Annotated in this window: 1 protein-coding gene; it reads left to right on the top strand. The window is 40.9% G+C overall.

Going from position 1 to position 601, the window contains the following annotated elements:
• Nucleotides 1-197: 197 nt before the first annotated feature.
• Nucleotides 198-601, top strand: a 404-nt coding sequence (locus R7190_RS28850; protein ID WP_318138063.1) for a sigma-54 factor interaction domain-containing protein, incomplete at its 3' end; no start/stop codon positions are given.

The following is a 601-nucleotide window of genomic DNA, read 5'->3' as shown; positions in this document are numbered from 1 at the left end:
AGAGTGCAAGAAATGAAGTTGCTATACAACGATTTTCCTAGCAAAAAAAGTCCCTAGTATAAATTTTCTCCGAAACAAACATTTAGACTTTACCACCCACAGTAATTAACAAACTTCTCAATAAAGAGACATTCACTCACGATTGAGACGGCTAATTCAAAACTATTATTTCAGTGGGGCAAAAATAGTGATTAATGATGAAACTGCGAAAAGGTAGTACCAAACAAACGGTGCAATTCAGCGAGGCGGAGCTATATCCTCTTATTGGGAATAGCGCTTGTATCCACGAGCTTCGAAATGCCATTAAAAAGTACGCGCAATGTGACGCTGAAGTACTCATACAAGGTGAAACTGGTGTGGGTAAAGGGTTATGTGCTCGACTGATCCATCAGTTATCTAGTCGACGCTCATCACCCTTTGTAGAGGTTAACTGCGGTGCGATTCCAAGTGGCTTGATTGCTTCCGAACTTTTTGGCCACGAAAAAGGGGCATTTACAGGTGCCATTTCTGACCGGATTGGTTTTATTCAAAAAGCACACAAAGGCACTTTATTTCTCGATGAGATTGGAGATATGCCTTCGGATCTTCAAATACATCTCCT

It is taken from the genome of Vibrio sp. 1078-1 (assembly GCF_033340475.1).
Note: the sequence above shows the minus strand (reverse complement) of the source record. Positions and strands in the feature narration are given on the sequence as shown.